The organism is uncultured Paraglaciecola sp. (assembly GCF_913020055.1).
Lineage (GTDB): Bacteria > Pseudomonadota > Gammaproteobacteria > Enterobacterales > Alteromonadaceae > Paraglaciecola.
Genome location: NZ_CAJWCF010000050.1, coordinates 1 through 23,152, shown reverse-complemented (window position 1 = coordinate 23,152; position 23,152 = coordinate 1). Strand labels below are relative to the sequence as shown.

The 23,152-nt window shown below is 40.6% G+C and carries 17 protein-coding genes; 10 read left to right on the top strand and 7 right to left on the bottom strand.

Translation table 11 applies throughout. From position 1 onward, the window contains the following. Positions 1-62: 62 nt before the first annotated feature. The 4 genes from QZ488_RS12110 to pckA all read right to left on the bottom strand — a co-directional run bounded on the left by QZ488_RS12110 (position 63) and on the right by pckA (position 6,380). The gene (locus QZ488_RS12110) at positions 63-1,175 is read right to left on the bottom strand and encodes a PepSY-associated TM helix domain-containing protein (protein WP_293749001.1); all 1,113 of its coding nucleotides are present in this window, start codon (positions 1,173-1,175) and stop codon (positions 63-65) included. Between the two features lie 32 nt (positions 1,176-1,207). Continuing rightward, positions 1,208-3,346 (bottom strand): TonB-dependent siderophore receptor, encoded by a 2,139-nt coding sequence (locus tag QZ488_RS12105; protein WP_293748999.1) that lies wholly within the window; start codon positions 3,344-3,346, stop codon positions 1,208-1,210. Between the two features lie 345 nt (positions 3,347-3,691). Next, positions 3,692-4,378 (bottom strand): tetratricopeptide repeat protein, encoded by a 687-nt coding sequence (locus tag QZ488_RS12100; protein ID WP_293748997.1) that lies wholly within the window; start codon positions 4,376-4,378, stop codon positions 3,692-3,694. 352 nt (positions 4,379-4,730) lie between these two features. Beyond that, positions 4,731-6,380 carry a phosphoenolpyruvate carboxykinase (ATP) gene (gene pckA / locus QZ488_RS12095; RefSeq protein WP_293748995.1) on the bottom strand — a complete coding sequence of 550 codons (1,650 nt, stop codon included), beginning with the start codon at positions 6,378-6,380 and terminating at the stop codon, positions 4,731-4,733. Positions 6,381-6,811: 431 nt separating this feature from the next. On the opposite strand from pckA, the gene QZ488_RS12090 reads away from it, so the two are divergent. After that, positions 6,812-7,300, top strand: coding sequence for an RNase H family protein (locus QZ488_RS12090; RefSeq protein ID WP_293748993.1), 489 nt, complete (start codon positions 6,812-6,814; stop codon positions 7,298-7,300). A gap of 50 nt (positions 7,301-7,350) precedes the next feature. On the opposite strand, the gene QZ488_RS12085 is transcribed toward QZ488_RS12090, so the two are convergent. Continuing rightward, positions 7,351-8,025 carry a type 1 glutamine amidotransferase domain-containing protein gene (locus QZ488_RS12085; protein ID WP_293748991.1) on the bottom strand — a complete coding sequence of 225 codons (675 nt, stop codon included), beginning with the start codon at positions 8,023-8,025 and terminating at the stop codon, positions 7,351-7,353. A 128-nt stretch (positions 8,026-8,153) separates the two neighbouring features. Here QZ488_RS12085 and QZ488_RS12080 point away from each other — a divergent pair, with 128 nt between their 5' ends. Next, entirely contained in the window at positions 8,154-9,026 is an 873-nt protein-coding gene (locus tag QZ488_RS12080) for a LysR family transcriptional regulator (RefSeq protein WP_293748989.1), read from the top strand. Positions 9,027-9,042: 16 nt separating this feature from the next. Here QZ488_RS12080 and QZ488_RS12075 read toward each other — a convergent pair whose 3' ends face one another. Beyond that, positions 9,043-9,498 (bottom strand): hypothetical protein, encoded by a 456-nt coding sequence (locus QZ488_RS12075; protein WP_293748987.1) that lies wholly within the window; start codon positions 9,496-9,498, stop codon positions 9,043-9,045. A 183-nt stretch (positions 9,499-9,681) separates the two neighbouring features. Between QZ488_RS12075 and QZ488_RS12070 the strand changes: the two genes are divergently transcribed. The 6 genes from QZ488_RS12070 to lysC all read left to right on the top strand — a co-directional run bounded on the left by QZ488_RS12070 (position 9,682) and on the right by lysC (position 19,247). Beyond that, the gene (locus QZ488_RS12070) at positions 9,682-10,803 is read left to right on the top strand and encodes a PQQ-dependent sugar dehydrogenase (RefSeq protein WP_293748985.1); all 1,122 of its coding nucleotides are present in this window, start codon (positions 9,682-9,684) and stop codon (positions 10,801-10,803) included. Between the two features lie 383 nt (positions 10,804-11,186). Beyond that, positions 11,187-13,994 carry a bifunctional aconitate hydratase 2/2-methylisocitrate dehydratase gene (locus QZ488_RS12065; protein ID WP_293748983.1) on the top strand — a complete coding sequence of 936 codons (2,808 nt, stop codon included), beginning with the start codon at positions 11,187-11,189 and terminating at the stop codon, positions 13,992-13,994. A 258-nt stretch (positions 13,995-14,252) separates the two neighbouring features. After that, the gene (acnB, locus tag QZ488_RS12060; protein ID WP_293748981.1) at positions 14,253-16,865 is read left to right on the top strand and encodes a bifunctional aconitate hydratase 2/2-methylisocitrate dehydratase; all 2,613 of its coding nucleotides are present in this window, start codon (positions 14,253-14,255) and stop codon (positions 16,863-16,865) included. 131 nt (positions 16,866-16,996) lie between these two features. Next, complete coding sequence (locus QZ488_RS12055) at positions 16,997-17,230, top strand: hypothetical protein (protein WP_293748979.1); 234 nt, start codon at positions 16,997-16,999, stop codon at positions 17,228-17,230. Positions 17,231-17,265: 35 nt separating this feature from the next. Next, on the top strand, positions 17,266-17,709 hold the full coding sequence (locus tag QZ488_RS12050; protein ID WP_293748977.1) for a DUF192 domain-containing protein: 444 nt from the start codon (positions 17,266-17,268) through the stop codon (positions 17,707-17,709). A 167-nt stretch (positions 17,710-17,876) separates the two neighbouring features. Beyond that, positions 17,877-19,247, top strand: a complete 1,371-nt coding sequence (gene lysC, locus QZ488_RS12045) for a lysine-sensitive aspartokinase 3 (protein ID WP_293748975.1) — start codon at positions 17,877-17,879, stop codon at positions 19,245-19,247. 150 nt (positions 19,248-19,397) lie between these two features. Here lysC and QZ488_RS12040 read toward each other — a convergent pair whose 3' ends face one another. Then, positions 19,398-21,071: a response regulator gene (locus tag QZ488_RS12040; RefSeq protein WP_293748973.1), complete on the bottom strand. Its 1,674-nt coding sequence runs from the start codon at positions 21,069-21,071 to the stop codon at positions 19,398-19,400. Between the two features lie 219 nt (positions 21,072-21,290). Here QZ488_RS12040 and QZ488_RS12035 point away from each other — a divergent pair, with 219 nt between their 5' ends. Further along, positions 21,291-22,787 (top strand): CoA-acylating methylmalonate-semialdehyde dehydrogenase, encoded by a 1,497-nt coding sequence (locus QZ488_RS12035; protein WP_293748971.1) that lies wholly within the window; start codon positions 21,291-21,293, stop codon positions 22,785-22,787. 9 nt (positions 22,788-22,796) lie between these two features. Beyond that, on the top strand, positions 22,797-23,152 hold a 356-nt coding region (locus QZ488_RS12030; protein ID WP_293748969.1), incomplete at its 3' end, for an acyl-CoA dehydrogenase family protein.

Below are 23,152 nucleotides of genomic sequence, written 5' to 3'. Positions count from 1 at the left end.
CGTTTTAATACCAACCCAGTGTGTTGGATTGGTATTAAAACTTTTGTTTTCTATCGTTTTCTTCAGTTAGCTAATTCTTGAGCCAGAGTTCTTGCTCGCCTTTGTTTTTTAGGTGAACGCCTAAGTAAATACATCAGCAAACCGGTTATCGCCAACAACACGGGTGACAAACCAATAATGCACCAGATAACTTTTGACCAAATTCCAGCAAAATATCCAAAGTGCAACTTACGAGTGCTGTCATCAAACTTTGCCCAAACACTTGCATCCCTAATATCATAAGCCGTTACTAACTCTCCTGTTTTTCGGCTGTATGTGACCATACTGGCGTACTCACTGATGAGTGGGTTATTAGTATCCACTTTTCCAAAAAAGGTAATATCCATCTCAGGTTCATTCGGAATAGCCATATAGTAAGGTTGATAACTGCTGATTTGGCTTGCTGTATTCAGTCTTAATGCTTCAAAGGATATAGTTGCAGAATGGTATGGCTGGGTGATGAAAACATGTTCTTTTTCAACGTGTTCCAATACTTCATGCAAAATAATCGACAGGTTCCAATACACGCCAGTAAATGAAATCAGAATAAACACTGGGCTGGCAATAATGCCCACCATTTTGTGAATATCACTGAACAACATTCGGCGAGCCGCTTTTAAGCGCAGAGTAAAAACCTTACGCCAGAAACCTCGGTATAAAATGATGCCACTTATCCCTAAGAATAACATAATTAGGCCAACAAACACCCCAATAATGGTGCCATTAAAGTGCAACAAAAAAGCGTAATGTAGCTCTAATAACCAATCGGTTATGTAATGCTCCATTTCTTTAGGTTCAGACAATAACGCGCCTGAATACTGGTCAATGTATATTTTGAACCAAGTCTCAGTGCCTTTTTTGATGACATAGGCGGTATCTGACCGAGATTTGTCATCAAACAACTCCCATCCAGCCAAAACATGCTCTGGATAGGATTGTGTAATGCTAGTCATCATAGAATCAAGGTTGACTCTGGCACTTGTTTGATTCGCATTCACCACCATATGATGCGGCCTTAACAAGCTGTCAATCTCGACTTTAAAGACCAAAATACTGCCGGTAATGCATACTATCAAAACCGGCAACATGGCAAATAAGGCCAGATAAGAATGCCATTTAAACAGGGATTTTCTCATTTACTGTTTGCCTCTTTGCAAGCTACTTTTTATTAAAGTGACCATGAAAGGGTGGCACTAACAGTACGAGGTGCAGAGTAATAACTTTGCGCCCAATACAAGCTAGTCAGGTGTTTTTCATCGGTGAGGTTAAACACATTGAAATTAATCGAAATATTGTTGTTTATTTCATATTTCACTAATAAATCTGCAACGGCATAGGCGTCTTGTTGGGTGACAATAGCTTCACCGGCATTAGCAAACTCAGCGCCAACTACTCCTTGATTTCTAGAGATGTCATTCTGCCAACGCACGTTCAAACCAACAGACAAACCCGCTACTTCAGCCACATCATAAACCGCACCTAATTTAATCATGGTGCTTGGTGTGTAGTTAGCTACCAGCTCATTACCAGAAATTGAAAAGTCGGTAATACCTATGCTGGTATTCAGGCCTGGTAATACCTCACCGGCCAAATCAAACTCAAAGCCATGACTGCCAATGCCATCACTACCTATATAGCGCTGCGCAGTAGGGGGTAAGTTGGCCGTTGCAGGGTCTGCAATGGCTAAGTTAGTTTGTTGCACATCAAAATAAGAAAAACTCGCAACGGCACTGCCTTCGAATAAACTGGTTTTTACCCCAATTTCTTGGCTTTCTCCTACAACTGGAGCAAGTTGTTGGTTGTTGATATCAAGCTCGTTTTGCGCTTGGAAGGTTTCGGTGTAACTGGCATAAACATTAATATCATCGTTGATTGCATAAACGGCACCGAAATATGGAATAAAGTCATCATCTGTCACATCACGGCTAACACTATAAGATTCACCCACAGCCTCCCATTTGTTATAACGCCCACCGACTAATACATGTAAATCGTCAATCAGGTTAAAACGTCCAGTGACATAGGCCGCTTTTTGTTTTTGTACTACGTCGCTGCCAGTTTGACCATCAGTGAATGTTGGAAATACTGCGTTACCGTCCCATGTGTTTAGATTGGGGATCGCCGGGAAACCATTACCTGTAGTGAAGTCATAAAGCGAACGGTCGGTGTAACTCATTTTTGAATAGTTAACCCCAGCGACGACTTGATGATCACGACCAAATAAACTGAAGTCACCCTCTACATACATATCGTATAAGTCGTGTTTGTCATCCAAAATATATTCACTGGCGTATCCCGTTAAACCCAGTTCAGTTTCGCGGTCGGGTGTGCCATATACATAAAACAGCTCACTGTCTTCATTGGTTCTTTTTTGCGAATAGGTGGCACGTAAACGCCAGTCACTGCTAAAGGTATGGCTCAATTCAACAACTGAATTATTGTTGATAACCTGCCAGTTCGACCAATTTGCCGCTGTACTGGTGCCGCGGTCATAATCAGTCGCGCTGCCGTCGGTATAGAAAAGAGGTAAAGCGCCCCATAAATTTCCGGTGGCATCACTGTTGTTGTAACTATGACTAAAAGATAACTGGGTATCTTCAAACAAGTTCGCATTCACGAAGATATAAGCTAGCTGGTTTTTACGGTTGTAGCGGTCTAAATAAGAATCTTGGTCTTGATTGACCAGCACTGCTCTGGCCGAAAATGTCTCATTGAACTGATATGATCCATCTGCTTCTATACGATTCAGTGCATGACTACCTAAGGTGCCTTTCACTTGTAAGTTGTTTTCAGCAGTAGGACGCTTGCGAATATAGTTAACTGTAGCAGATGGATTACCCACACCAGTCATTAGGCCATTGGCACCACGGATAACTTCAATGCGATCATAAACCGCCGTATCGTCACCAGCATGGTTGTTACCAGAAGTCAGTGGTAATCCAATGCCATCAATTTGAAAGTTAGTAATATCAAATCCACGGGCTGTGTAATAAGTACGGTCGGTTTCGATACGCTCAACGTTAACCCCCGTAGCAGTATCTAGTGCAAGATTAATATCGGTAAGTTGGAAGTCTTGCAATTGTGCACTAGTGATGACTGATACTGACTGGGGGATGTCTTCAATCGCTAACTCCATGCGTGATGCACCACTGGCACTATGCGCATTGTAGCCTTCTAAATAACTGCCGGTAACAGTGACTTTCTCAATATCATCAAGGTTTTCTTCATTTGCATGTGAGGTTTGCATTGCGCCTAGTGCTACCAATACGGCCAAAGTAAGAGGTTGTAATTTAGTGGTTGTACTCATGTAACGTATTCCGTAAAAACTGGTTTAAAAACGAGAAGTACATGGTACAAAAGTATTTGAGTGTTGTAAATGGGAATGATTATCATTTGCATGCGTATTGGTTGGGAGTAATTAAATAATCAAGGTAAATGCATATTAGAATTTCCGAATCACTTATCGTAATCCAATCAAATAGTTACTTGAGGTATTTGGTCAATTAAGTGTTTTCAAAGTTGGATAGAAATTTAGTGGATGTAAATCTTAAAAATAAGTTTGAGGAGAATTGGGATAGTGAAAAGGCAATAAGAGGCAAGGGCAGATTTATGGCTCTGCCCTTCTCGCGAAATCGCTATTAACAAGGACTATTTATAAATTGACTTTAAAGGTAAAAAGAAGAAACCGAAGTGCGCCTTCTTTAGAATTAATGTCTACAAAGTTGCATGCTGCTCCGCCATCTCCGCAACCTCTTCCTTTAATCCGAGATCCTGTTTGGCTTGGACTATTATAACCTTCACTTTTTAGCAGATCATAAAAATCTGTTAATGAAAATTTATCAGCATTAACCTCAATAATTTCAATACCTTCTTCAGGGTTAGCTGTATAAACGGCTGCTTGATAATTATTAGTTGCTGCAACTACGAGTTTATTCTCATTAATCAATAAATCGACGGCGGGTTTAAAGTTTCCTTTTGCAGATCTTCGCAACCAATAATCAGCATCCTTACCGTACTTGCCAACTACTTGGCCTTTTCGATACAACATACCCAAGGTATATTCTGCAATTGGAAGACCATTGTTTGCTGCTCTTTTGATATATTTAAAGCTTAATCCTTTATCCATTTCAGTGCCTATGCCTTCGGCATACATCATTGATAATGTAGCTTGTGCAATAGGGCTGCCATTTCTTGCGAATTTTTTCATTTCTTTGAAAAGAAACTCGCAGCTTTTTTCACCACAAAACTCCGAATTTTTCTGCTGATATTTTTCTGCAAAGGCCGTATTTGTATTACCAATAATAAAAATCAGTACTATTAAAAATTTAACGTAACGCATAATCCACTCACTTATTATCTATCCATGTGTCACTTATCTAACTCTCTATGAGTACAAAAATCAACCATTATTGCTGTTCGATAAATAAACGATGTGATTGGTTGAGGACATTTTGATGGTGCAGAACAAGCCGTTTATTTCAGACACTACTGACAACTTGTCTGGGGAAAGCGTGGTTCAAACGCTAATGGTGTAACGGAGAGGCGACTTGGTAAGTGATTATATATGTTGTTGCATGGCTGGGGTTGTTAACAATAATAGGATGACCTCAAGCAATGATGCTGTGTTAATTGCTTGAGAATTAGGCGGTTGTTAACCAACCGCCTAAGATACTTAGGCGCGATCATATAAGTTATAAACGAGGGCCAGCCGAGGTAATCGCTTTGCCTTCGTCATTATCAGTAAACTTAGTAAAGTTATTGATAAATAATTCAGCTAGCTGCTTTGCCTCTTTTTCCCATTCATCTGTGTTTGGATATGTTTTACGAGGATCTAGAAGGTGACTGTCTACCCCCGATAATGTTTTGGGGAAGGCAAGGTCAAAATAGGGAAGTATTTCACATTCAGAATCTTCAACTTCTCCGCTTAATATTGCATTAATAATAGCGCGAGTTGCCTTTAAGCTTATACGTTTGCCTGTGCCATTCCATCCTGTGTTGACCAAATAAGCCTGCGCGCCAGCATCAGCCATTCTTTGCTCAAGTACCTCGGCATATTGGGTCGGATGTAAGCTTAGAAATGCCTGTCCAAAACATGATGAAAAGGTAGGAGTGGGATGGTTAATACCACGCTCTGTGCCCGCCAGTTTTGCAGTGAAACCTGACAAATAATGATACTTCGCTTGCTCGCTGGTTAAACGTGAAACAGGCGGGAATACGCCAAAAGCGTCTGCGGTCAAAAATATTACTTTTTTTGCATGTCCCGCTTTACTTATGCCTAACACACGATTTTCAATATGTTCAATGGGATATGAAACGCGGGTATTTTCTGTTTTAGAGTTATCAAAGTAGTCAGGCACATTGCCTTTTATCACAACATTTTCTAATAAGGCGTTACGTCTAATGGCTTTAAAAATTTCTGGTTCTTTATCAGCGTCTAAATCGATTGTTTTGGCATAACAACCGCCTTCGAAATTAAAGATACCATCATCGTCCCAACCGTGTTCATCGTCACCAATTAATGCTCGCTGAGGATCGGCTGAAAGGGTTGTTTTGCCGGTTCCTGATAAACCAAAAAATATAGCGGTATCATTATCCTTACCCACATTGGCCGAGCAATGCATTGATGCTATGCCTTGAAGAGGAAGAAAGTAGTTCATCATTGAGAACATGCCTTTTTTCATTTCGCCGCCATACCAAGTCCCGGCAATTAATTGCATTTTCTCAGTCAAGTTAAATGCCACACAGGTTTCGGAGTTAGTCTGATGTTTTTCGAAATCTTTGTGTGAAGCTTTTGATGCATTCATAACCACAAAATCAGGCTCAAAATTATCAAGTTGTTCTTCTGTTGGGCGGATAAACATGTTTTTCACGAAGTGCGCTTGCCAAGCAACTTGCATGATAAACCTGACTTTAAGTGCTGTATTCGCATTGGCTCCACAAATGGCATCAACCACATATAGTTTAGAGTCCGAAAGTTGTTCTTGGCAGATTTCTTTTAACGCTTGCCAAGTGTCAGCTGAAATCGGTTTATTGTCATTGTTATTTTCTGCAGTCCTCCACCATACGCTATCTTTGGTTGTCTCATCCATAACCAAAAACTTATCTTTTGGTGAGCGGCCTGTATAAATTCCAGTGTCAACATTTACTGCGCCTGAATCTACGACTGTGCCTTTTTCGAAACCAGTTAATTTTTCATCGGTTTCGGCTGCAAACAATGCTTCGTAACTAGGGTTATGTATTATATCGGTACAGTTTTTTAGGCCAATGCTTTCTAAATGCGCGCGAACTTTATCTAATCTGGTATTTGTTGATGAGTAAGGCTGCTGTTCTGCGATTGTCATAATTTAATCCAATAGTGGTTATCTTGATATTTCTGCGGCCAAATTAGCTATATGAAGTTTATAGCGTCATGTACAAAAGTGTATAGTGCCAGTTGTGCTGGTATTTTATAATTATTGGTCTGACAGACACGGGTTTATACACAAAAAAAAAAGTTAAATCATATTAACGATATTATCTTGGTTATAAGTACTGTGAATAAAAGATTACAAAATCCAAATGTATTTCAAGCTGACTTTGATTGTTTTTATAAATTTCCTCTATGTTGTTATGCCTTGAGGTTTTAATAGAATTAACTGCTTCGCTCAAATTGGACTTGGGTATTGGGTAAAGTGTTTCACCTGTTGCAGACTCATGTAGTATGTAGACTCACTTTTTAAGAAATGATATTAAGCTCATTCTTGGCTTAGCGAAAAATTATTAGCAGGTGAAAATGCATCACATTCAGGTTTTCACTGATGGCAGTGTTAATACTCAGTTAAAGGTTGGGTATGCTGCCTACTTGATTGTAACCGATCAAAACGGGTCCATAGACCAGCTTAAAAATAGCGTAAAAATTAAACGTTTTGAAAACACCAGTTCGACTAAATTAGAATTGCAAGGCTTGTTGTGGTCGCTGCAAGAAGTTATTTCTCTGAATAGCCAAAGCGATGTGTTAATCACCATTTATACCGATTCACAAAATATTATTAGTTTGCCAGAAAGACGTGTTGCTCTTGAGCAGAATAAATATTTATCAAGCAACAAAAAACGGCTAAATAATTATGAATTGTACCAAGAGTTTTATCGATTAACCGCTATCCTAAAATGTGAATTGGTGAAGGTAGTCGGTCATCAAGTGTCTAGCAAAAAAGAGCATGTTGATAGAGTGTTTGCTTTGGTTGATAAGGCTTCTAGGCGAGCATTACGAGAGGAGTTTTAGTTGAGTTTGTAGAGAACGAAAAACAATTTTCGCTCTCTACATATGCACTTTTATTTGGCTAACTGTTTGACTAAGGCTACACCCACAGCGTGTGCACTAGTAGGGTTTTGCCCTGTAATAATACGTCCGTCTTCTATAACAAATTCACCCCAGGGTTGTACTTTACTGTAACGAGCAGCGCTGCGAGCAAGTGACTCTTCTAATAGAAAAGGTATGTCGTTTATTGTGCCAAAATCTATTTCTTCTTCACGGGTAAAGGCCGTAACAGATTTGTTGGACAATAAACTTTCGCCGTTGCTTAATGTGATGGGTAGCAAGGCTGCGGGGCCATGACAAACAGCAGCAATAATGCCGCCGTTTTCATAATGTTTGGCACTCAGTGCTGCAAAATCTTTGTTGCTGGCTAAGTCGGTAAGTAGCCCAAACCCACCTGGATAAAATACAGCGTCATAATCCTCTATATTTACGCTGGATACCGGGATAGTATTTTTGATTTTGCTTTGTAAATTTTGGTTGTTTAATAAGTCATTGTTTACGTTATCGCCTTCAATATCAGTACCATAAAGTGGTGCTTCACCACCTTTGATCGATGCAATATCATAATCAAACCCAGCTTCTAACAACACATGTAATGCATGGGTAAGCTCTGGTGAGTATGTTCCATTGGCTTGGTCGGTTGTGCCTAAGGTTGCATGATTAGTCACAGGGATGAGTATTTTTTTCATTTTAATTACCTTTAATTGGTCTTGTGATGCACTTTCTTTATCTTCGGCTTATATTAATTCTTCAGCGTATTGACAACAATATGGCGAAATGACAAATTACTGTTGTTATATGGCAACAATAGTCAGTTATGGAAAATTTCGAAGGTATCATTGAATTTGTTTGTGTTGCTGAGAGCCAAGGTTTTTCGGCAGCCGCAAAACAACTGAGTTGCAGTACAAGCCATGTTAGTAGACAAATCTCAAAACTGGAGAAACGTTTAGGTTGTGCGTTGTTTGCACGTACAACTAGATTGGTAAGCCTCACATCTGCTGGATTAAGTTATTACCATCAATGCAAAGACTTAGTCACTGGATTACAACAAGCCAACGAACAGATTAATTCTCAGCAACTTAAGCTGGTTGGCACGTTAAGAGTCAGCGCTGCTGGCACCTTTGCTGAGCAGCAAGTGGCACCAGTATTAATGGAATTCGCCTTGCAACATCCTGAATTATCCATTGATATTGATTTTAATAGTAAACCGGTTAATTTTGTCGAAGACGGTATCGATTTTGCGATCCGATATGGCAAATTACAGGATTCTGGATTGGTTGCTCGAAAGTTATTAGCCCATCCAATGATGGCGGTGGCCAGTCCCTCCTATTTGGCTGAACATGGGATACCCAAACATCCAAATGACTTAAAAGCCCATAGCTGTATTATTTCGAATAATGACCATTGGATATTTATAAATGGAGAACAAGAACAGAGCGTAAAAGTGCAGGGGCGTTGGAAGAGTAATAATGCCCATGCTGTGGTTAACGCATGTGAACAAGGTTTAGGTATTGCCTATATGCCACAACATAATTTCTTGCGTGCAACTGAGCAAGGACGCTTAATTCCAGTATTAAAACCATTTTGGCGTAGCGAGTCTTATAGTTGGGTGGTGTACCAAGACCGTCGCTTTTTACCTATGAGAGCGCGATTGGCGATTGACCATTTACTCGCGCATTTCTCTGAATAAAAGCTCAGTCGTTAAACTAAGCGACTTTTTTGCGGGCATTTCGTAAATGACTGAACACCCATCCTCCCATTGCGCCTGCTAAGGATTGAGAGATAAACCCTAAAGTACTCCTGGCGCCTGCAATCAGAGTAATGTCTAAAATCGGATGCATGGCTACAAGTGCTGTAGCAACGCCAAATCCGCCGCCTATAAAATAAACAACTGAGGAAGGAAACTTAAAGCGTTTAAGTAACAGTGCTGAGATACAAAAGGCGACTAAAAAGCTGACGGCGATGACGACACCATAACGTGGATATAAGCCAATTAAATCATCCAAACTCATGCTCAGTCTGTCTACAAAACTAATTGTGACTCCCACTGACGTTAATTCGGCCATAACAAATTGACTATGGAAAAGGCTGGCTAATACAAATGCAAAAATTGTCGCAATGAGAAAATGGCTACAAAGTCTGAGGTAAAACTTAAATTTCATATGAGTCGCTTAATTTGGGCAATTGCATTGATCTAGGAACTAGGCAATCATGCGTTAACTGTGAACTAAGATCAACTCAGTTACTAATTGAAGTTTGTAACCATATCGTCTCAACGTGTTGTATTCAAAAGAGTTTGAGATATTTTGGTGTGAATTTTTTTACTGTCCATAAGCGAGCAAGTTATGCATTTTCGAGTTTTTATTTATAGTCTGACTTTTGCCTTTATCTTGTCATTAGGTTCAGCGAAAGCAGAGGCGTTATCCTTTCCAAGTTATGAAATCGAAACCATCGCCGAAGATTTAAACTTTCCTTGGTCATTAGCATTTTTACCTGATGGTAATTTACTGGTTACTGAGCGCACAGGTCAAATCAGAATAGTCAGTAAAAATGATGTTTCAGAGCCCCTCGCTGGACTGCCAAAAAATATTTATGTGAAAGGGCAAGGCGGGGTGTTGGATTTGGTGCTACATCCTAACTATCAAACCAATGGTTGGTTATATTTATCCTATGTTGTTGGTACAGATGACAAAAACGCTTTGCAGGTTATGCGAGCTAAGTTAAATGGTAATCAGCTTATTCAGCAACAAACCATTTTTACTGTTAGCCCCTATAAAGATACCCCAGTACATTTTGCTGGGCGTATGACTTTTTTACCGGACAACACATTACTGATTACCAGCGGTGATGGGTTCGATTATCGAGAGGATGCCCAAAGACTTAACAATCATCTTGGTAAAGTAATACGGATTAATGACGATGGGAGCATTCCCTCAAACAACCCATTTTTAAATGAAAAAGCGGATTCATTGAGTAACTATGTGTTCAGTTATGGGCACAGAAACGCACAAGCTATTTTATACGATCCCATGCGAGACGTTATTTTTTCTAACGAACATGGTCCTGACGGCGGGGATGAGCTAAATATTATTCAAGCAGGAGTCAATTACGGTTGGCCTGTCATCACCTATGGTAAAGATTATATTGGTGGGCGTATTAGCCCATTTACCGAATATCCAAATATGCAGCAACCGTTTATAGACTGGACACCGTCGATCGCACCCTCAGGTATGGCTGTTCATTCTGGTGAAATGTTTAAAACACTCAACGGTGATTTTTTGGTGAGCGTGCTCAAATTTAAAGAAGTACGTTGGGTGCAAATGGACGATATGAAAGTGCTAGGACAGGTCTCTTTGTTTAAAGAACTAGGACAAAGAATTCGAGATGTTCGTGTTCACCCTGATGGTTCTATTTATATATTAACTGATAGCGCTCAAGGTAAAGTACTTCGAGTTGTGCCCGATTAGCTCGACTCAGTGTTTATTTTGTTAAAAAACTGTAAATTTCAGTAACTTATAACTTAAATGAATACTGATTATAGATAAACAAATACTCTACACAATTCCACTTTTTGTTAATAACCCTTATACTTGTGCGGTTTCATTCCAGAACTCCAAACACTAGTAGTTATGGTTAGGGGTCAATCTAGAGGAATTAATCGTGTTAGGTACCTATCAAAAACACGTGTTTAAGCGTGTAGCGGCGATTATTCCTTTTGAGTCACATAAGTAAATATTACTTATTTTACCAAACGAAGCTTAAAGGATAGAAAATCCAATAAGTTGTCGACAAAAATTTTATCCTGCTAATTATCGTTTTAGTAGTCTGTTATAGCCCTTGAGAGGTGTATATGAGTTTGTTTGTAGAATATTTAAAAGAAATTGAAAGTCGTAAGAAAAATTTGGGATTGGCACCTAAGCCAATTGATAGCGCTGATCTATTAGCTGAAATTATCGAGCAAATTAAAGACTCGGCTCATGAGCACAGAGAAGTGTCGCTTAATTTCTTCATCTATAACACCTTGCCGGGAACAACCAGTGCGGGCGGTGAAAAAGCTAAATTCTTAAAGGAAATCATCCTTGGCGAAGCGATTGTTGCTGAAATATCAGTCGAATTTGCTTTTGAATTGTTATCACATATGAAAGGCGGCCCTTCAATCGAAGTGTTACTTGACCTTGCATTAGGTGACGATACTGCACTAGCTGCTAAAGCATCTGACGTACTAAAAACTCAAGTGTTTTTATACGACGCTGATACAGCTCGCCTTGAAGCTGCTTTAAAAGCAGGCAATGCGGTTGCTGAAGATTTATTAGAAAGTTACGCCCAAGCTGAATTCTTTACAAAATTACCTGAAGTAGCTGAAAAAATTGAAGTGGTGACTTATATAGCGGGTGAAGGTGATATTTCAACTGACTTATTATCACCTGGTCATCAAGCTCATTCTCGTGCAGATCGTGAATTACACGGCCAATGTATGATCACGCCAGAAGCGCAAAAAGAAATTCAAGCGTTACAAGCTCAACATCCTAACGCGAAAGTGATGTTAATCGCCGAAAAAGGCACTATGGGTGTCGGTTCATCTCGTATGTCTGGTGTGAATAACGTAGCACTGTGGGCCGGTAAGCAAGCCAGTCCATATGTACCATTTATAAACATTGCACCAGTGGTAGCGGGTACAAATGGTATTTCTCCCATATTCTTAACCACGGTTGATGTCACCGGCGGTATTGGTCTTGATCTTAAAAACTGGGTTAAGAAAGTCGATGCAAATGGCAATACAGTGGTTGACGAAAATGGCGATACAGTCCTAGAAGAAGCCTACTCAGTCGCAACTGGAACAGTATTAACTATTGATACTAAAGCCAAGAAGTTATTCAACGGCAGCCAAGAGCTGGCTGATATATCGTCAGCCTTTACCCCGCAAAAAGTAGAATTCATGAAAGCTGGTGGTTCTTACGCTGTGGTATTTGGTAAAAAACTGCAAACATTCGCTGCTGAAGCCTTAGGTGTAGACGCTCCGGCAGTATTTGCACTTGCAAAAGAAACCTCAATTGAAGGCCAAGGTTTAACCGCAGTTGAAAAAATCTTTAATAGAAATGCTGTTGGTGTAACCTCTAAAAGTGCATTACACGCAGGTTCGGATGTGCGTGTTAAAGTCAATATTGTTGGTTCTCAGGACACCACAGGACCAATGACATGCCAAGAGCTTGAGGCAATGGCTGCATCAACTATTTCTCCAATCGTTGATGGTGCTTATCAATCTGGTTGTCACACGGCTTCAGTTTGGGATAGTAAAGCAAAAGCTAATATTCCTAAATTGATGAGTTTTATGAACGCTTTTGGCCTTATCACAGCACGTGATCCTAAAGGTGTTTATCCGGCAATGACTGATGTAATTCATAAAGTATTGAATGATCTCACAGTGGACGACCGCGCTATCATTATTGGTGGTGACTCTCACACTCGTATGTCTAAAGGTGTCGCATTTGGTGCTGACTCCGGCACAGTAGCTTTAGCACTTGCTACAGGTGAAGCGGCAATGCCAATTCCTGAGTCTGTAAAAGTGACCTTTAAAGGTAAAATGAAAAGCTACATGGATTTCCGTGATGTTGTTCATTCCACTCAAGCGCAAATGCTTAAACAATTTGGTGGCGAAAACGTCTTCCAAGGCCGCGTAATCGAAGTACATATTGGTACTTTACTAGCTGACCAAGCATTTACCTTCACTGACTGGTCTGCAGAGATGAAAGCAAAAGCTTCAATCTGTATCTCAGAGGATGATACCTTAGTTGCATCATTAGAAATTGCTAAGAGCCGTATCCAAATCATGATCGATAAAGGTATGGAAAATCACACCAAAACGCTGCAAGGACTTATCGATATTGCTAACAAGCGTATTGAAGGTATTCAGTCAGGTACTACGCCAGCGTTAACACCAGATAACAATGCAAAGTATTATGCAGAAGTGGTAGTTGATTTAGATCTAATTAACGAGCCAATGATTGCTGATCCAGATGTAAACAACGAAGACGTATCTAAGCGTTACACCCATGACGTTATTCGCCCTGTATCTTACTACAAAGATAAATCAGTTGATTTAGGGTTTGTTGGTTCTTGTATGGTGCATAAAGGTGATATGCAAATCATTGCACAAATGTTCCGTAACATTGAAAAACAAAATGGGAAAATTGAATTTAAAGCACCATTAGTGGTAGCACCACCCACATATAACATTGTTGATGAGCTTAAAGCTGAAGGTGACTGGGAAATTTTACAGAAATATTCAGGCTTTGAATTTGACGATGCATCGCCTAAAAACGAAGCACGTACTAAGTACGAAAATATCATGTACCTAGAACGCCCTGGTTGTAACTTATGTATGGGTAACCAAGAAAAAGCTGAGCCAGGTGACACCGTTATTGCTACTTCAACTCGCTTGTTCCAAGGTCGTGTTGTAGCAGATTCAGCCGAGAAGAAAGGTGAATCACTACTGGGTTCTACACCATTGGTTGTGCTTTCAAGCATGCTTGGTCGCTTCCCTTCAATGGATGAGTATACAGCTGCGGTTAAAGGTATTAACCTAACTGATTTTGCTCCATCCACTCATGAATTAACATCAGCACCGGCCGTTGCAGTAAGAATTGCCGATCCTAGCTAAGTTAGCTCATTTCATAAATTAAAGTAAAACAAGCCTCTCGGCTTGTTTTACTTTACCTTTGTTTTTACATCCTCATTCAGTTATCCAAAAATACACGTCGCAGTATCGCCAGATAAAAATTCCATAACGAAGTAGTTCGAGAATACTTGAGCAACTCAGCCAATTTAACTTTTTGCTAATAACCCTTATACTTGTATGGTTACATTCCTACACTCCAGATATTGTGAATTTTTCGGGGTCAATTTAGAGGGTTATATTGTGTTAGAAGCCTATCGTAAACATGTTGCAGAACGCTCTGCAGAAAGTATTCCACCTAAACCGCTTAATGCAGAGCAAGTTGCTGATTTAGTCGAGTTGTTAAAAACACCACCAGCTGGTGAAGAACAAACATTATTAGAATTACTATCAGAGCGGGTTCCCCCAGGAGTGGATGAGGCCGCTTATGTTAAAGCCGGTTTTCTGACCGCAATTATTGAAGACCAAGCCACTTCTCCTTTGATTTCTAAAGATGCGGCCATTCAATTGTTAGGTAACATGCACGGTGGATATAACATCGTCACCTTAGTTGCGGCTCTTGATAACCCAGACTTAGCTGAATTGGCTGCTGAAGAACTTAAACATACATTGTTAATGTTTGATGCTTTCCATGATGTAGAAGAAAAAGCAAAAGCTGGTAATGCTTATGCAAAAGACATTATCGAGTCTTGGTCTGATGCTGAATGGTTTACCTCTCGAGCAGACATGCCAGAAAAAATCACTGCTACAGTATTTAAGGTGACGGGCGAAACCAATACTGATGATTTGTCTCCTGCACCTGATGCATGGTCTCGCCCCGATATCCCTTTACACGCCCGGGCTGCATTTAAAATGACCCGGGATGGTTTAACCCCTGAAAAACACGGTGAAGTAGGGCCACTCAAACAAATTGAAGAGATAAAAGCCAAAGGACATCCGGTTGCTTTTGTGGGGGACGTTTTAGGCACTGGGTCATCACGTAAGTCAGCCACTAACTCTGTTTTATGGTTTTTTGGTGAAGATTTACCCGGTGTACCTAACAAACGTGGTGGCGGTATTTGTATTGGCAGTAAAGTAGCGCCGATTTTCTATAACACCATGGAAGATGCAGGGGCGTTAGTATTTGAAGCCGACGTTGAAAAAATGAACATGGGTGACGTAATTGATATCTTCCCACTGGAAGGCAAAATTACTAATTCAACAACTGGCGAAGTATTAGCTGAATATCAATACAAGTCTGATGTCTTACTTGACGAAGTGCGCGCTGGTGGCCGTATTAACCTAATCATTGGTCGCGGCTTAACTGAAAAAGCCCGTGAGTCGCTTGGGCTAGGGCCATCTGATTTATTCCGCAAGCCTTACCAACCTACTGATACAGGTAAAGGTTATACGTTAGCGCAAAAAATGGTTGGCCGTGCATGTGGCGTAGACGGTATTCGCCCTGGTACATACTGCGAACCTAAAATGACCACCGTTGGCTCACAAGATACAACCGGTCCTATGACCCGTGATGAGCTTAAAGACTTAGCCTGTTTAGGCTTTACTGCTGACTTAACCATGCAATCGTTCTGTCATACAGCCGCTTATCCAAAACCTATCGATATTGAAACTCAGCATACCTTGCCAGATTTCATTATGAACCGTGGTGGTGTATCGCTACTTGCCGGTGACGGAATTATTCACTCGTGGTTAAACCGTATGTTGTTGCCTGATACTGTGGGTACAGGTGGCGATTCTCATACCCGTTTCCCTTTAGGTATTTCATTCCCTGCGGGTTCTGGATTAGTGGCGTTTGCTGCAGCCACAGGTGTTATGCCACTTGATATGCCTGAATCCATCTTGGTACGTTTTAAAGGTGAAATGCAGCCAGGTATCACCTTACGTGACTTGGTGCATGCCATTCCTTTATACGGTATCAAGCAAGGTTTATTAACCGTTGCTAAAAAAGGTAAAGTAAACGCCTTCTCTGGCCGAATTTTAGAAATCGAAGGTTTGAGCGACTTAACTGTAGAGCAAGCGTTTGAGCTGTCTGATGCCTCAGCCGAGCGTTCGGCAGCGGGTTGTACTATCAAACTGTCTGATGAGTCTATCGCTGAGTACCTCAACTCTAACATCACTATGTTACGTTGGATGATTAACGAAGGTTACGGTGATGCTCGCACATTAGAACGCCGTGCGCGTAAGATGGAAGAGTGGTTAGCCAAACCTGAATTGATGCAAGCAGATGCTGATGCAGAATATGTTGAAACAATCGAAATTGATTTAACGGAGATTAAAGAACCGATTTTATGTTGCCCGAACGACCCTGATGATGCCAAAACCTTATCAGACGTAGCAGGTAACAAAATTGATGAAGTCTTTATTGGTTCTTGTATGACTAACATCGGGCACTTCCGCGCTGCAGGTAAGTTGTTACAACAATTTGAAGGCACATTGCCAACCCGTTTATGGATGTCTCCACCGACCAAAATGGATCAGGCTCAGTTAACTGAAGAAGGTTACTACGATATTTATGCTAAAGCCGGCGTACGTCTTGAGATGTCTGGTTGTTCACTTTGTATGGGTAACCAAGCAAGGGTTGAGGCCAATTCAACCGTGCTTTCTACTTCTACGCGCAACTTCCCTAACCGATTAGGTGACGGTGCAAATGTGTATTTGTGTTCAGCTGAACTAGCCGCTGTAGGCGCGATTATGGGGAAAATCCCTTCTACACAAGAATATATGTCTTATGCCAGTAAGATTGAGTCTATGTCAGCTGAAGTGTTTAAATACTTAAATTTCGACCGTATGGACGCATTCAAAAAAGCCGAAGAAGCTGCAAAATCGAATATTATTCCAGCGCTTAATATTGCTTAGCTTTAACGAGTAAATACAGCCGGTGCAGTCGCTTAGCTGTACCGGCTTTTTTATGCCTATTCTTAATTCAGCGCTGAACTTTTTGCCGCTTTACTATTCAGATGATTAACAATTTTTGATTTGGACTAAAAATGAAATTATCACTAAAAATAATGTTGTTTGCGGCCGTAATAATCTTGGGCACCGGCTGTACAAAAAGCCATGTTAGGCAAATGGTGGGCAGTGCGGTTGCTGATGGGGCCGATACTCAAGTTAAATATACAGCCCAAGAATGCAGAATATTAGAGCAGAGATGTGCGCAAGGAGATTTTCAAGAGTGGGAAACCAGCGATAAAGATATGGGTTGTTCTTGTAAAAAACTGTAACCTAGCAGCCTAATTGTTTTTAAGAAATTATAGATATGTTTAAACTTCGTTTGCCCGTTTTAGTTGTTTTACTCGCCTTTGTTTCTAGCCTGAGTTTTGCTGAGCAAACTGATGTTGTATTTCCTCAGATCCAAGTCCAAGTGAAACAACATATCTACCCATTAGAATATGCCAATACGTTTGAGTTGCGTGCCCAAGGGCTGATGTTTAGAAAAGAAATGTGTGACAGCTGTGGCATGTTATTTAATTTCAAACAGGCTAAGCGCGCTGGTATGTGGATGAAAAATACGCTTATCCCCCTAGATGTGGCGTTTATTCGTGCTGATGGAAAAATTACTGATATCAAAGCCATGCAGCCGCACGATTTAACTTCCATCGGTTCTTCTGAACCTGTGCTTTACGCTTGGGAAATGAACCAAGGGTGGTTTGCGATAAACGGTATTCAAGTAGGAGATACTGTACAAATTCCTATTAAATAAAGGTTTATTTAAAGTTTAAGCAACGGCTTTACCTGAGTAAGCCATAAGGTATTTGTTCAAGACGAATATACTATTCCAAAAAAGCTGTTTCATACCCTAATTTTTACTTTTTAATTATAACCAAAAACTGCTACTTTTATGCTCATCAGCGGTTAGTGCAACGAGTAATGAATTCAGTGTCTGAAAACGTAAAGAATAACTTAAATGTAGCCAAATTTGGTGGTACTAGCGTAGCAAATTTTGCGGCTATGCAAAATTGCGCCAATATTATTAAAAATAATCCGAATACAAAAGTAGTGGTGGTCAGCGCTTCAGCTGGCGTCACTAATCTGTTGGTTGATATTGCACATACAGCCATGTCTAAAGAGCAAATTAAACAAAAGCTAATTGATATAGACGCTATTCAAATGGCTATATTGCAGGCGTTACAAAACGTCGATGAAGTAGAGTCAAAATTACAACAGTTACAAAATTCTTTGTCCGATTTAGCATTGCATGAAGAAATTATCCATCGTGCGGATTTAAAAGATGCCTTGTTATCTCACGGTGAGAGAATGTCTTCGTTGTTGTTCAGTGCCGTTCTCAACGAATATGCTGTAAAAGCTGAAAACTTTGATGTACGCAATGTACTTATAACGGACAGTGAGTTTGGTCAGGCTGTGCCCAATTTAGAACAAATTGGCATGGCAGCAAAACAACTGATGTTACCTGCACTTGCTGATACGGTGTTAGTTACCCAAGGATTTGTTGGTGCAGATGAACAGGGAAATACCACTACCCTTGGCCGTGGTGGTTCAGATTTTACCGCCGCTTTGTTAGCTGAAGCATTGAATGCACAATCCTGTGAAATTTGGACCGATGTGATCGGTGTTTACACCACCGACCCAAGGATCACCGAGGCTGCTCGCCCATTACCAGAACTTAGCTTTGAAGAAGCTGCAGAAATGGCAACCTTTGGTGCCAAAGTATTACACCCCGCTACGATGGAACCCGCACTTAGACAAGATATAAAAGTATTTGTTGGTTCAAGTAGAGAGCCTAAAAAAGGCGGTACATGGATTGTTCGAGATTGTGAAACTGAACCCTCTTATCGGGCTATAACACGCCGTAAAGAACAGGTAATGGTAACGGTTAAAACCCCTAAAATGATGTATGCCCAAGGTTTCCTACAAAAAGTCTTTACCATCATTGCTGAACACAAACTCAGTGTTGATTTAATCACTACATCTGAAATCTCGGTGTCTTTTACCCTAGATAACCCCGCTAATTCTGTGCTTGCACGACTTAATCAAGAAACAATTGAAGAACTCAGTCAGTTTTGTGATGTGTTAGTAGAAGAAAACTACGACCTGATAACGGTGGTTGGGAATAACATGCACAGTTCCGCAGGTGTTTCTAGCAAAATTTTTGCAGCGGTGGCTGATTACAATTTACGCATGATTTGTTATGGCGCGAATCCCCATAACCTTTCACTTCTTGTGAATGATACGGATAGTCGGGATGTAGTGTGTGCGTTGCACAGGGATTTGTTTGAGTAGGATCGTAAATCCAGGCGGGTCGTTTCCATTCACGGAGCGACCTAGCGATACTTCATAGCTACAACGTACATTTACACTAAAACAACAAGGCTCAAAATAGCTGCGGCTCATACATTGATAGGGCCTTGTTTTTAACTTTGCTGTTTGTTTTTATGAGTCGCTTTCTTCTTCAGCGTCGTTATCTTGTTCTTCTTTTTCACTGGCAATAAAATACACGTCTTTTTTCTTGGTGATACGGTTGACGATTTCGTCCAAACGTTTTTGATTGCCTTCATTGAGTTCGCGGTTTTGTAGTTCGGCTAAAAACTCTAGAGTGTTGACTTTTTTGTAGGTCAATAACTCAGCGTCTACTAATCCTTGCAATAAATTGAGACTAAAAGCGAGTTCTCTGGGGAAAAGTAAATACGCTTGATAGAAGTCGTCCGTTGCGCCCACAAAATTTTTGTTGGTGTATTTTTGTAATCCAATCTTATTAAATTCAAGCGCTTGCGGTCTTCTTTCGCCAATGGCTTCTTCGCCTTTTGCAATCAATATTCCAGAAACGGTTTTTTCATTGCCGTCTTCAATATCTTTCAGTTTGTCTTGGCTAAGTTTTAAAAACTTTTTGGCTTTTTCAGTATCACCAGCATTTCGCCATGCTTGAACTGCATCGGTAATAGTGGATATTTCAGCGTCCTGTAATTCACTCATACCGGGGCGCGCTAATATTTCATTGGCTTTAGCCACATTGCCTTCCATGAATGCGATCATGGCAAACATATAGTCTTTTCTAATGTTCAAACTAGGATCGGACAGTTTTCTACCTGCAGCACCAATTAGAAATTTCGCCACTTGTAAATCTGCAGTGCACTGGGTTTTAGGTTTTTGTTCGGCTTCAGCAATATAACATCGGGCCAGATCGAGGGATATTTCATCATAACGTTCACGAATAGAGCGGTTGGACTCGCGTTTTTTTTCTAACAATGTTATCGCTTCTTCGCCGCGTTCCTGTGCTTGATAAATATAGGCTTTTAATCGAGCGGCAGGGATTGATAGTTCGCCTTCGCGGATTCTCTGCATGTAGTTTTCGGCTTTACTATATTGATTATTGTTCACACTAATACGTGCTAACCATTCACAGGCTTTATCATTGGTGAGTTCTGACTCTGTCAGTTCGCGCAGTAAGGTTTCACTTTCATCAACATGGCCGTCCAAAAAAAGGTTTTGAATCAAGCCCCATTTGGCCCATATAACTTTGTTGGATTGTTGCAAAATGCCTCGATACAGTTCCGCGGCTTCAGAATAGTGACCCAATTTAGTGAGTAGCCTAGCGCGCAGTTTAACCATGGCACTTTTTTTCTTGGGTTGGGCATTTTTTTCTATTAATTGGTCAAGTTGGGTTAACGCTTTTGAATAATTGTCATCATCCATCAATCTGTAAATGGGCATTAAATATTTATGTAGGTTGAGACATTTAGAAATATTCTTAGCTAAATTGCGTATTGTGTAAGGTTTGACTACTAATGCTTCCGGATGTACATCTACAATCTGCCCGATAATCAGCGGCAACCGGTCAGAGGTAATAAACATGACACAAGTGGAGTGGGTTATTTTTTTCTGCTTTTGTAAGTCTTGTACGACTTCGACACCATTTTTATTTTGACCAAGGTGAAAATCCATCAACAGAAGATCCAATTTCTGATTTTTCATATTGGCTTTTAGTTCTCGGCCATTGCTGAAGCAGCTAATTTGACCAAACCCCATATCCAGTAAATGATTTCGTATATTGGCGCGAGCCATTCCATTGTCTTCTACAACGGCGACTTTAACTTTAGCAAGTGACATATGAACGGACTATTTTTCTACAGATATTCAGCAGCATAGCAGGCAGACGTGATAAAAATAATCAATTTTTTGCGTATCCATCCTCAGTTCGGCTTAAACCTATAGTTTGTGGTTGTATAGCTAACGAAACAGTTGGTCTAAACTAAATTGTTTGCTTTACGTTAACGTAAAGGTAAAAATTTGTTAGCCTCGTACTATATAAACTACTTAGGATTATTTATGCAGCTTGTTCCATCCCTGATCAATGGCGAGTTGATAGCTTCGTCTTCCTCGTCAAATATACCAGTGACTAATCCCGCGAATAATGAAGTGATTGCAGAATTGGCATGCACAACTGAAGCAGAATTATCTTTAGCTGTAGCGAGTGCAAAAGCGGCGTTCGAAGAGTGGAAAGAGGTGCCCGCCTCAGAAAGAGCAAGAGTCATGATGCGTTATCAGCAATTGCTAAAAGAACATCACGATGAAATCGCGACTATTCTAAGCAGTGAAACAGGCAAAACCTTTGCTGATGCAAAAGGAGACGTTTGGCGTGGTATTGAGGTCGTAGAGCAAGCAATGAATATTCCTTCAATGATGATGGGCGAAACCGCTGAAAATGTGGCCCGAGGCATTGATACTTATAGTTATATTCAACCACTAGGGGTGTGTTTAGGTATTACTCCCTTTAACTTTCCTGCGATGATCCCACTTTGGATGTTTCCGATGGCGATTGCTTGTGGCAATACGTTTATTCTCAAGCCGTCAGAGCAAGATCCTCTTACCCCAATGAAATTGGCTGAGTTGTTTACTCAAGCTGGCGCACCAGAAGGTGTATTAAATGTTGTGCATGGCGGTAAAGATCAAGTGAATGCATTACTAAAAGATCCAGACATCCGTGCTGTGTCCTTTGTTGGTTCGGTGCCAGTAGGGCAGCATATTTATAAAACAGCCACCGACAATATGAAACGAGCCCAGTGTTTTGCCGGTGCGAAAAATCATTCGGTTATCATGCCTGATTCAAATAAACAGCAAGTGATTAATAACTTGGTTGGCGCATCTGTAGGTGCTGCAGGGCAACGTTGTATGGCTATTTCTGTTGCAGTATTTGTGGGTGAGTCGAAAGAGTGGATTGGTGAATTAACTGAGCTACTAAGAGCGGTTAAACCAGGCTTATGGAACGACGAGTCCGCTGGTTTTGGCCCGTTAATTAGTCCACAAGCTAAACAAAAAGTATTGTCGCTTATTCAACAAGGTAAAGATGAAGGTGCAACTTGTTTATTCGATGGTTCTGATTTTATTTTAGATGAAGAAGGTTACCAACATGGAAACTGGGTAGGACCAACTGTTTTTGCTGATGTAAGTGAAGACATGGTGATTTACCAAGAAGAAATCTTTGGCCCAGTTTTGTGTTGTATGACAGTGGATACATTAGAAGAGGCCATTGCCCTAGTGAATCGCAACCCATACGGAAACGGTACGTCTATCTTTACTGCCAGTGGTGCTGCTGCACGCAAGTACCAACATGAGATTGAAGTGGGTCAAGTAGGTATTAACGTGCCTATTCCAGTACCTCTACCATTTTTCTCATTTACTGGTTGGAAAAACTCGTTTTATGGCGATTTACATGCCTATGGTAAACAAGCGGTACGCTTTTATACTGAAACAAAAACCGTTACTGCTCGTTGGTTTGAAGATGATATTCCTTCAGGCCCGAATATGACTATCTCGTTGAAGTAGGACGTTATTATGAATTTTGACTTGACCGATGACCAACAAGCCTTTGCCGATACAGCCAAACAGTTTGCTGAACAGGAATTAGCGCCCCATGCTGCGAAGTGGGATAGAGAACATATTTTTCCAAAAGAGGTGATTCAAAAAGCCGGTGAGTTAGGCTTTTGTAGTTTGTATTCACCAGAAGACGAAGGCGGCATGGGTTTAAGCCGTTTAGATTCTTCTATTATTTTTGAACAACTGGCTATGGGCTGTACTACTACTACTGCCATGCTCACCATTCATAATATGGCCACATGGATGGTCGCCACCTGGGGTACAAGAGCCGCTAAAGATAAGTGGTGCCCAAGTTTAGTCACGGGTGAAAAGTT